Below are 10,131 nucleotides of genomic sequence, written 5' to 3'. Positions count from 1 at the left end.
CGCCCCCGCCCCCCCCCGCCCCCACCCCGGGCCCCCCGGGGGGGGGGGGGGGGCCCGGGCCCCCCCCGGGGGGGGGGGGGGGGGCCCCCCCCCCCCCCGGGGGGCGCCCCCCCCCCCCCCCCGGCCCCGCCACGGGTGGTTCTGGAGGGACGGCCCGGGGCAGGCGGCGTGCGGGCACGTGAGCGCATGTCGTACTTGAGTACGCGTGCTCATGACGCCCCCCGCACCGCGCCCCGATCCTGGCCGTATGACGAATCGGGGAATCGTGGCGGCGGGGGCCGCGCTCGTCGGCGGGGTGCCTGTGGCCGCCTGGGGACTGATGGGGCAGCGGAACTCCGCCGGGCTTCCGGCCAGTGAGCTGAACTACGCGTTCCAGCCGTGGGACATCGGGGACGGCGTGGCCGCGGTCGCCGGGGGGCTCGCGCTGGTGCTGGCGGTGGCCGGTGCGGTGGTGTTCGTGCGGCGGTCCCTGCGCGGGGCGATGGACCAGCGCTGGTGGGGCGTGCTCGGGCCGCTGGTGGCGCTCGGGCTCATGGCCGGTGTGGGGTGGCGGATCCTGACCGCGGGGGGCATCGGAGCCAACATCGGAGCCGGGCTGCTGATCATCTTCGGTACGCCGATCGCCGCCGGGCTGCTGCTGTGGTCCCTGGCGTGGGCGTTCTGGCTGGCCACCCAGGGCCGCGGGCACGACGGCGGCGCCGAGTGGGGTGTCGCCTCCCGCGGGATGTAGCGCCCGCACTGCCGCCCCGCCGTGGCCGAAACTCCACGGCGGGGCGGCAGCGGGAGGGACAACACCGCTACCTCACCTGGAAGTTCGCCTAGGTTGGTGAACCGGTCCCCCCCTTCCCCGCCCCCCAGGAGGCCCCGCCGTGCCCGACGACCGCCTGCGCGACCGCATCGACACCTCCAAGCCGCACTCGGCCCGCTTCTGGAACTACTTCGTCGGCGGCAAGGACAACTACGAGGTCGACCGCGAGATCGGCGACCAGATCAAGTCGATCTTCCCGGGCCTCGTCGACGTGGCGGTCACGAGCCGCCGGTTCCTGGGACGGGCCGTCGCTTACCTCGCCGGTGAGCAGGGGGTGCGCCAGTTCCTGGACGTCGGCACCGGGCTGCCCACCGCCGACAACACGCACGAGGTCGCCCAGCGCGTCGCTCCCGACGCCCGGATCGTCTACGTCGACAACGACCCCATCGTGCTGGCCCACGCCAACGCCCTGCTCACCAGCACCCGCGAGGGCAGGACCGCGTACCTGGACGCCGACCTGTACGACCCCGAAGCCGTACTGAAGGCCGCCGCCGGCACGCTCGACCTGTCGCGGCCGGTCGGCCTGATGATCCTCAACACCCTCGGCCACGTCGCCGACTACGAGCAGGCGCGCGAGCTGGTGCGGCGGCTCATGGCCGGGCTGCCGTCCGGCAGTCACCTGGTGATCAGCGACAGCACCGCGACCAGTGAGGGCATGATCGCCGCGTCGGAGGCGTACAACGCGAGCGGGGCGGTGCCGTACTACGTCCGGCCGGTCGCCGAGATCGCCGGGTTCTTCGACGGGCTGGAGCTGGTGGAGCCGGGGGTGGTGAGGGTTCCCGAGTGGCGACCGGAGACCTCCGGTGACGCCGGTTCCGGTGATGCCGGTTCCGGTGCCGGGGGTTCCGGTGCCGGCGCCGTGGATGCGTACTGCGGAGTGGGGCGCAAGGCGTAGGCGCGTGGTCGGGTGCGGCGGGGTGGGGGCTGATCGCGCAGTTCCCCGCGCCCCCAAGAAGGCGCCTCGCCACACAGGCCCGCCGCGCGGTTCCCCCCGCCCCCAAGAAGGTGCCTCGCCACGCAGGCCCGCCGCGCGGTTCCCCCCCCCCCCGGTCCCGCATGGGACCCCGCTCCGTTCACCCGTCCGGGCCGGTCGTCTCAGCTCTCCTCCAGCCCCACGCGATAATCAGGGCATGCCCGACCCCCTCCCCGTCCCCGATTCCACCGGCCGGCTTCTCGGTGATCTGCTGGCGGTGGGTGAGGCCTACTCCCTCGTCCTCGCGGGCGGGTACGCGGCGCTGGCGCACGGGCTGGTGGAGCGGACCGGGCCGGACGTGGACCTGGCCACCGAGCACCCGGCCGCGCTGGAGGCCGTCGCGGACACGGTCCGCAGCGGGCTGGTGGGGCGCGGCTGGCTGGTGCAGACCCTGGAGGCCGGGCCGCTGTCCGCCCAGTTCCTCGTGACCGACGCGCCGAGCGGCGTGGAGTGCGAGGTCGCCCTCCACAAGGAGGTGCTGTGGCGCCCGGCCGTGGAGACGGAGCTCGGTCCGGCGCTCTCCCTCGACGACCTCGTCGGCACCCGGGTGCGGGACCTGGCCGACCGCGGTCTCGCACGCGACCTGGTCGACGTCCGGGCCGCCTCGGCCCGCTGGAGCCACCCCGAGCTCGAGGAGCTCGGCCGCCGTCACGCCCCCGACACCTTCGACCTCACCGACCTCCAGGCCCGGCTGACCGGCACGGACTGGCTCGACGACCGGGCGTTCACGGTGCAGGGCCTCGACGGCCCGTCCGTCGCCGGGCTGCGCCGCTGGGCCCAGGAGTGGGCCGACGACATCGCGGAACGGCTCATCGAGGGCGAGGCCCCGGACGAGGAGTGACGGCGGAGTGACGCAGGAGTGCCCCCGCACGCCCCGCACGTGGACCTACCGGTCGGTACCCTGACCCGATGGGGAACGGGGCAGCCGGGCAGGTGGGGGTCGTCGCCGCGCTGGTGCGCGCGACGTTCCTGGCCGACGGTGTGTACGCGGAGGCCGGCCGGGCGTACGGACTGACGCCGCAGCAGGGGCAGTTGCTGTGCGTGCTGATGCCCCAGCCGTACGGGATGAGCCAACTGGGCGAGATACTCGGGCTGGCGAAGCCGAGCCTGACCGGGCTGGTGGACCGGACGGTGCGGCGCGGACTGGTACGGCGGGAGGCCGACCCGCGCGACGGACGGGCCGTGCGGGTGGGGCTGACGGACGAAGGGGCCGCGCTCGCCGGGAAATTCTACGCCGAGACCTGCCGACGCATGGAGGCACTGCCGTCCGGGCTGAGCTGCGCCGAGCGGGACCGCCTGGCCGTCCTGCTGTCACGGGTCGTGGCGGACAACGAGGTTCCCGAGGTGTTCGTGGAGGCCGGGACGGCCGCGGTCTCCGGCGGCTCACCCTCCTGAGCCGGTCTCACAGCTCACCCTCCTGAGCCGGTCTCACAGCTCACCCTCCTGAGCCGGTCTCACAGCTCACCCTCCTGAGCCGGTCTCACAGCTCACCCTCCTGAGCCGGTCTCACAGCTGACCGCCCTGAGTTCCTCCCGTCTCGCCGCCCCCGTCAACAGCAGTGTCACTCCCGCCGACCCCACGGCCATCATCGTCATCGCCTGGGCGGGAGAGGTGAGTTGGGCCAGTGATCCCGCCAGTGCCGCCGCGACCCCCTGCATCGTGAGCATGCCCGCCGAGTGCAGCCCCAGGGCATGCCCCGACAGCTCGTCGGGGGTGAGGGCCACCAGTCGCTCCTGCTGCACGAGGCTCGCGCCGAACCCCACGGAGGCCAGTGTCACCGCGGCCGCCGCGAGCGGAAGCGCCGGATGCAGGAGGAACGGCACGTACGGGACGGCCAGGAGCAGCAGGAGCGGGAAGCCCAGGCGGGGGCGCAGGCGTGGGGGCAGTACGCGGCCGACCAGCACGTCCCCGGCGAGCATGCCCAGCGCCGCGCAGGCGAACAGGGTTCCGGCGGAGTCGGGGGCGTAGGAGACGTAGAGGGATTCGCAGCCGACGACCAGGCCGTTGGGGATCCACAGGGCCAGATAGACCTGGCGGCGGGGCGGCGAGGACCAGAGCAGGGCGTTGGCGCGCCAGGTCGCCGACGCCGAGGGGCGGCCCGTGGCACGGGGCGGGCGCGGCGACAGGCACAGCCGGATCACGGCCGCCGCCACGACGTACAGCGCCGCCGCGAGCAGCAGACCCGTCCGCGGTGAGAGGACCGCCACCAGGACGCCTCCGGTGGCGAACCCGACGGTCTGCATGACCCCGGACAACATGTTGAAGGCCGAACGCCCCAGCATGTAGCCGTCCTTGGAGAGGATCTCGTTCACCAGGCCCCAGCGCACTCCCCCGCCGAGCGAGGCGACCAGCCCCTGGCCGACGAGGACGGCGAAGACGCCCCAGACGGGCAGCCCGGGCAGGGCGAGCACGGCCGTGCCGGCGGCGAAGGCGAGAAAGACGCCGGTCAGCGTGGACCGCGGGGGCAGGCGGTCGGCCCCCGACAGCAGGAACGTCGCCCCGAGCACCTGCGTCAGCGACGGCCCGAACATGCTCAGTGCCGACAGCAGGGGCGAGTCCGTCGCGCGGAACACCAGGACACCCAGGGCCAGGCCGCCGATCGTCTGGGCCACGGCGTTGGCCGAGGAGGCGAGGAAGAGGGGGGTGAACTCCGGAGTGTGGAAGAGCTGCCGGTAGCTGCGCATGCGCCGAGTCTCCGGCGGGCGGCGAGGGCTCGTTATTGTTTCGCCGGGACGCGAAAGGTGGGGGACGTCATGGGCTGGTGGCAGATCAACGCCGACACCCTGGCCGGGAGCCGGTTCGTGATCTCGCCGTTCGCGGAGGCCTTCGCGAGTCTGCGGCTGCTGCACGGGGCCGAGGCGGCGCATCCCGGCGAGCGGCGGTGGCTGGACGCGCATCTGCCGGCCTACCGGCGGCGGCTCGCACGGGACCCGGTGACCGCGCAGCTGGTCCGCGCCGGGATCGGGCGGGAGTGGACGGCCGACTTCCTCTCCCCCACTCCGCGCGACGGGGAGACCTTCGAGCAGGGGGTCGAGCGCGTGCGGGCGGCCGACGCGGAGGCGGCCCGCGCCGACCTCACCGTCTCCCTGCGCGGCCCGGTTCCGGCCCGGCTGCACCGTGGTGACCTCCCGGAGCGCGCCGCGGACCTGCTGACGTACGTCTGGACCACGGCCGTGCTGCCGTACTGGCCCCAGCGCCGGCGCATCCTGGAAGCCGATGTGGTCGCGCGGACCGCGCAGGTCAGCCGGGGCGGCTGGGCGAGCGCGCTGGACACGCTCCGGCCGGGCACGCAGTGGCTCGGGGAGAACCGGCTCCAGGTCAACGCGCACGAGTACCCGCCGCGCGAGCTGTCCGGCGCGGAGCTGGTGTTCGTGCCCATCACGACGCAGCGCCTCGGCTGGGTGGCGTGGGAGGGGACGGACCGGTACGCGCTGGTCTACCCGTGCGCGGGGGCGCTCGCCGACCCCGGGGGCAGTCCCGTGCCCGCGAGCCTCGGCGCGCTGCTCGGCACGGCCCGCGCGGGCGTGCTGGTCCGGCTCGGCTCGCCGCTGAGCACCAGCCAGCTGGTCGCCGTGACCGGGCAGGGGCTCGGCTCGGTCGGGCGGCATCTGCGGGTGCTGCTGGACGCGGGTCTCGTGGAGCGGCGGAGGGCGGGCAGGTCGGTGCTGTACTCGCGGACGGCGGCGGGGCAGGTCCTGGTGGAAGCCACCGAGGCCCGCGGCCGGCCCGGCACCGGGCGGAGCTAGTGCCGCGGCAGGCAACGTTCGCCCCGTCGCGACGCCCGGCACGCACTCTCGCCGCACCGGGCACAAACCCAAGTACATCCAGTACGAGGGCATGCACCCGGCACGCCGAGAGCACGCACCGGACGCCGCTCCTTGACGGGCAAACGTTGCCTGCCGCGGCACTAGGGTCTGCTCATGACGACTACCAACGGTTCCTCTCCCCTCGACGTCGAGATCGGTTCGCTGCAGGGCGGCCCGGCCGACCTGTCCCAGTACGCGGGCAAGGCGGTGCTCGTGGTGAACGTCGCCTCCAAGTGCGGTCTGACCCCGCAGTACACGGGCCTGGAGAAGCTCCACGAGCAGTACGCCGGGCGCGGCTTCAGCGTCCTCGGCGTGCCCTGCAACCAGTTCCTCGGGCAGGAGCCCGGCAGCGCCGACGAGATCGCCGAGTTCTGCTCGGCCACGTACGGCGTGACCTTCCCGATGACCGAGAAGGTCGAGGTGAACGGCGAGGGCCGGCACCCGCTGTACGACCGCCTGACCGGTTTCGCGGACGCCGAGGGGCACAGCGGCGACATCCGCTGGAACTTCGAGAAGTTCCTCATCGGCCGCGACGGGCAGGTCGTCGCCCGCTTCTCGCCGCAGACCGAGCCGGACGCGGCGGAGGTCGTGGCGGCGATCGAGGCCCAGCTGGCCTGACGGCCCGCCGCTTGACCTTGCCCCTGGGTCAGGCCCGAGCGTCCTCGTCATCGGGCGGAAGAGCCGCCCGATGACGGAGGATGCCGTGGTGGACGGACCGGAACCGAACCTGGAGCTGCTCACCATCGGGGCGTTCGCCGCGCGTGCCCGCCTGTCGCCGAAGGCCCTGCGGCTGTACGACCGGCTGGGCCTGCTGGCGCCGGCGCACGTCGACGAGGTGACCGGCTACCGCTACTACCGCGCCGGCCAGGTCGAACGGGCCCGGCTGGTGGCGATGCTGCGGCAGCTGGACATGCCGCTCGCCCGGATCGCCGAGGTGGTCGAGGCGGGCGACGGGCCCGGGGCGGCCGAGCTGCTCGGCGCGTACTGGGCGGATGTCGAGGAGCGGGTGGCGGGGCAGCGGACGCTCGCCGAGTACCTCCGTGGACGACTGTCGGGGAGGAGCTCCGAGATGTACGGGAAGTTCACGGTCGAGACGGTTCAGACACCTGCGCAGGTGGTGATCTCCGAGAAGCGGCACACGCTGGCGGACGAGCTGCCGGCGTGGATCGGGGCGGCGCTGGGCCGGCTGGAGGAGGCGGCCCGGGAGTGCGGGGGCGTGGCCGGGGTGCCGTACGTCGCCTATCACTCGGAGGTGTCGATGGAGAGCGACGGCCCCGCGGAGGCGTGCGTGCCGGTGGCCGACGAGGCGGCGGCCCGGGCCTGGGTGGAGCGGCGGGGGAGGGCGTGGGAGACGGCGGTCCGGGTGGAGCCGGCCCGGCGGCTGGCGTACACCAGGATCACCAAGGCGCAGGTGGCGCACCCGCAGATCCTGGCCGCGTTCGAGGCGGTGGAGGAGTGGATGGCGGCGCGGGGACTGACGGCGACGGGCCCCTGCCGGGAGCTCTACTTCGCGGACTGGGCGGCCACGGGGCCCGAGGACCCGGTGTGTGACGTGGCGTTCCCGGTGAGCTGACCCCCTCTCAGGGGACCGCGGGCACAAGCGGAGCCCTCTCGGCAAGGACGGCGATGCTGGTCGAGAGGGCTCTGTCGGTGGTGCTTGTGGTGCTGTCGATCGCGAGGTCAGACCTTGACCGAGGCCACGAAGGCGTTCCACGCGTCGGCGGGAAACGCCAGCTTGGGGCCCTCGGGGATCTTGGTGTCCCCGAGCTCCAGGGCCTCGGCGACGGTCGACCTGACCATCACGCACGCGCCGTTGTTGTTGGTGTAGGAGGACGTCGTCCACGTTTCCGTGGCGCCCAGACGAATTGCCATGTTCGCTCCGTTGCGAGTTGCGTTTACGCCAACCCGTGCTGGTGGTTGGCGTGATCGACGCTACTCGCCCGCATCCTCGTTCAGAGCAGTCATTCACTCGACTGGATGGCATATTCCAGAGGAGACTTCCAGTCAGGCGTGTCAGGGGTGTAACATCCCGCGCTCTGCTCGCCGGAAGATCATCCTCCGGTGACGGCTCAGCGCGCGTAGTCCTTCGCCACGTTCTCGATGAGCTGCCGGGACTGGTCCACGTTGAGCGACTGGGCGCGCAGGTGCTCGTACATCACCGTGTACTTCTGCACGTCGAGCGGCTTCTCCAGGTACAGGTCGCTGGTGACGCCCTCGATGTAGACCACGCTCGAGTCGGCCGCGTCGGCGAACTCCAGGATCGAGTACTGGCCGTTGATGCCCGCGTGCGCGCCCACCTCGAACGGCAGGACCTGCACGGTGATGTGGGGAAGCCGCGACATCTCGATGAGGTGCTCCAGCTGCTCGCGCATCACCGGCCGGCTGCCGACGACCCGGTGCAGGGACGCCTCGTCCAGGACCACCCACAGCCGCAGCGGTTCGGTGTCGGCGGTGATCCGGCCCTGCCGGCGCAGCCGGACCTCGACGCGCTTGTCGTTGTCCGCGTCCGACGCCTCCGGCGAACCGCCGCGGATGATGGCCTCGGCGTACGCACGGGTCTGCAACAGGCCGGTGATGATCTGGGGTTCGTAGACCCGCAGCGACTCGGCGTCCGTCTCCAGGCCGATGTAGACGCTGTAGGGGATGTCCCCGAAGGCGTGCCACCAGCCCTGCTGCCGGGAGTCCTTGGCCATCTGCATCAGCGAGTCGACGATGCGCTGGTCCTCGACCTCGTAGACCCCGCACAGGTCGCGGACGTCGCGCTGGCTGATGCTGCGCCGTCCGTTCTCCAGCCGGCTGATCTTCGACTGCGACACCAGCAGCCGCTCGGCCACCTCTTCGGCCGTCATGCCCTTGAGCTCACGGAGCCTGCGGAGCTCCTGGCCCAGCCGGCGCCTCCGGACGGTGGGATTGACATTGGACGCCACGGGACGTGCACCTCCGGCTGCGTGCCTCTACTTTGCGTATCTGCTGTTGAGCAGACTGCCACCAAGGTGCTTACTACCGCTGGGAAACGGTGGATATGCGACGGGTACACGCCAGTTCGGGCACGGCACGCCGAGCGGGGCGAAGAGAGTGGCTCTCTCCGCCCCGCTCGGACAGCGGCTCCCGTGACCGGGTTCGTGGGTCCCGTGGTGCGTGTACCGGTCGTAGGCCGTGCCGGCGCGGCGCGGCTCAGTGGGCCGCGACGCGCGCCATGCTTCCGTGGCGCGGTTGCATCGGAACCCCCCGGGCGGGCTCCGCTGCGGGCCTGGTGCCGCCGGCGGCCTGACGGCCGGACGGTGCCGGGTTGCGGCGCGGCTGGGCCGCGACGCCGTTCTGGACGTCCATCACCGCGTGCGCGACGAGACCGCCCATGGGGTCGTGCCTGATCAGGTCCCTGAGCCGGGAGCGAGAGGAGCGTCCCTCGTTGCCCGGGTACAGGTGCTTGCCGAGGCCGACCGCGTGGGCGAGGGCGGCGAGTGCCGCGGTCCGTGGGTCCGGCGGTACGCCGGTGCGGATCGCGGAGTCCAGTCGGGCCTTGATCTCCCGGCTGATCTCGGTGTCCGTCGCCTGATAGCGAGTCGTCGGCAGCACCCCGCACATCTGGCCCGCCACGGCATGCACCATGCCGCACCGCTCCAGATGCGAGAGGTAGGTCTGGCGCAGCCCGAGACGCGGCCCGCCAATCCAGTGGACGGCTCGCACGGGAGCGCCACGCCTTCGCAGCAACTCCAGTGCGCAGTCCAGTGTTGGATCTCCAGTCGGCCGTGGCGCCACCACGGCGATACGATCCCCGTCTGGGGCTATCCGTCCGGCCAGCGCCAGCTCTACCAGCTGTGCTCCGGCCAGACCGAGGTCGAGCGACTGCGGCTGTGCGGTGGTACCCGTGGTCGGGTCCAACGCCAGCAACAGAAGCTCCTCCGGAAGTGTTCTGCGGCTCCTGCCCATCCATGCCTCCCCGCGTGGATGAAAGACAGGGTGACCCCTCTCACATTGGTCTGTCGAGGGTGCGTGACCGGTTCGTAGTGGAACCAGTAGGTATGTCGTTCTCGTCTACCGGATGGGTTTGGCCCGCACACAGGACACTGGTACATGGTTCGGACAGCGCCGGAGCGGTGTCACGGGCGGCGGTTCACGGTTCGGTACGCGCACGCGGGCAGCAGCGGCGCGAGGAGGAGGCATCGGTGGCGGGCGAGTCCCCCGACAGGTCGAAGCAGCGCGAGTCGTCGGCACGGAAGACGTCGGGGAGCGCGAGTCCGGTTCCGGAAGCCAGGAGCGAAGCCGCCGACCCGCGGCTCGCGGTGGCCCGGGACGCGGAGAAGTCCTCGGCACGAGGCGGTGCCGGCACGGCGACGCGCGTGCTGTCCACACGCACGGCCGAGGACCCGAAGAACACCGGGCGCGCCGCGGGCGACTCGGAGCGGGAGGACGACGCGGACCGGGGCGCTGCGTCCGCTGCGGACGCCGAGGCGGCGGCCGGGAGCGACTCGGGCACGGAGAGCGCGGCGGGCGACGCCGGGCGAGCCGCGGGCGACTCGGGCGCCGAGGACGCGGCGGACGGC

At 72.8% G+C, this 10,131-nt stretch carries 11 protein-coding genes and 1 pseudogene; 8 read left to right on the top strand and 4 right to left on the bottom strand.

What is annotated here, in order from left to right; all coding sequences use genetic code 11:
* Positions 1-247: 247 nt before the first annotated feature.
* From HDC93_RS04890 to HDC93_RS04875, 4 genes are all read left to right on the top strand, one after another.
* Positions 248-730, top strand: a complete 483-nt coding sequence (locus HDC93_RS04890) for a hypothetical protein (RefSeq protein WP_185007494.1) — start codon at positions 248-250, stop codon at positions 728-730.
* Positions 731-869: 139 nt separating this feature from the next.
* Positions 870-1,703 carry an SAM-dependent methyltransferase gene (locus HDC93_RS04885; RefSeq protein WP_185007493.1) on the top strand — a complete coding sequence of 278 codons (834 nt, stop codon included), beginning with the start codon at positions 870-872 and terminating at the stop codon, positions 1,701-1,703.
* Positions 1,704-1,938: 235 nt separating this feature from the next.
* A complete protein-coding gene (locus tag HDC93_RS04880) occupies positions 1,939-2,622 on the top strand; it encodes a nucleotidyl transferase AbiEii/AbiGii toxin family protein (protein ID WP_185007491.1) in 684 nt (227 codons plus the stop codon).
* A gap of 68 nt (positions 2,623-2,690) precedes the next feature.
* Positions 2,691-3,176 (top strand): MarR family winged helix-turn-helix transcriptional regulator, encoded by a 486-nt coding sequence (locus HDC93_RS04875; protein WP_185007489.1) that lies wholly within the window; start codon positions 2,691-2,693, stop codon positions 3,174-3,176.
* A 92-nt stretch (positions 3,177-3,268) separates the two neighbouring features.
* Here HDC93_RS04875 and HDC93_RS04870 read toward each other — a convergent pair whose 3' ends face one another.
* Positions 3,269-4,465, bottom strand: coding sequence for an MFS transporter (locus HDC93_RS04870; RefSeq protein ID WP_185007487.1), 1,197 nt, complete (start codon positions 4,463-4,465; stop codon positions 3,269-3,271).
* A 69-nt stretch (positions 4,466-4,534) separates the two neighbouring features.
* On the opposite strand from HDC93_RS04870, the gene HDC93_RS04865 reads away from it, so the two are divergent.
* The 3 genes from HDC93_RS04865 (at position 4,535) to HDC93_RS04855 (ending at position 7,160) form a co-directional block, all read left to right on the top strand.
* On the top strand, positions 4,535-5,527 hold the full coding sequence (locus tag HDC93_RS04865; RefSeq protein WP_185007485.1) for a helix-turn-helix transcriptional regulator: 993 nt from the start codon (positions 4,535-4,537) through the stop codon (positions 5,525-5,527).
* 174 nt (positions 5,528-5,701) lie between these two features.
* Positions 5,702-6,205, top strand: coding sequence for a glutathione peroxidase (locus tag HDC93_RS04860; RefSeq protein WP_260419410.1), 504 nt, complete (start codon positions 5,702-5,704; stop codon positions 6,203-6,205).
* Positions 6,206-6,275: 70 nt separating this feature from the next.
* Entirely contained in the window at positions 6,276-7,160 is an 885-nt protein-coding gene (locus HDC93_RS04855; RefSeq protein WP_185007483.1) for a MerR family transcriptional regulator, read from the top strand.
* A 107-nt stretch (positions 7,161-7,267) separates the two neighbouring features.
* Here HDC93_RS04855 and HDC93_RS04850 read toward each other — a convergent pair whose 3' ends face one another.
* From HDC93_RS04850 to HDC93_RS04840, 3 genes are all read right to left on the bottom strand, one after another.
* A complete protein-coding gene (locus HDC93_RS04850) occupies positions 7,268-7,459 on the bottom strand; it encodes a DUF397 domain-containing protein (protein WP_185007481.1) in 192 nt (63 codons plus the stop codon).
* 197 nt (positions 7,460-7,656) lie between these two features.
* Positions 7,657-8,514: a helix-turn-helix transcriptional regulator gene (locus HDC93_RS04845; RefSeq protein WP_185007480.1), complete on the bottom strand. Its 858-nt coding sequence runs from the start codon at positions 8,512-8,514 to the stop codon at positions 7,657-7,659.
* A gap of 247 nt (positions 8,515-8,761) precedes the next feature.
* Positions 8,762-9,517 carry a GPP34 family phosphoprotein gene (locus tag HDC93_RS04840; RefSeq protein WP_185007477.1) on the bottom strand — a complete coding sequence of 252 codons (756 nt, stop codon included), beginning with the start codon at positions 9,515-9,517 and terminating at the stop codon, positions 8,762-8,764.
* Positions 9,518-9,753: 236 nt separating this feature from the next.
* On the opposite strand from HDC93_RS04840, the pseudogene HDC93_RS38135 reads away from it, so the two are divergent.
* Positions 9,754-10,131, top strand: a pseudogene (locus HDC93_RS38135) (D-alanyl-D-alanine carboxypeptidase); the annotation flags it as partial.

The sequence above is a fragment of the Streptomyces sp. AK010 genome (assembly GCF_014207295.1).
In the GTDB taxonomy this organism is placed as follows: Bacteria; Actinomycetota; Actinomycetes; order Streptomycetales; family Streptomycetaceae; genus Streptomyces; species Streptomyces massasporeus.
The sequence above is the reverse complement of the archived record's forward strand: the minus strand, read 5'-3'. Positions and strand labels throughout refer to the sequence as shown.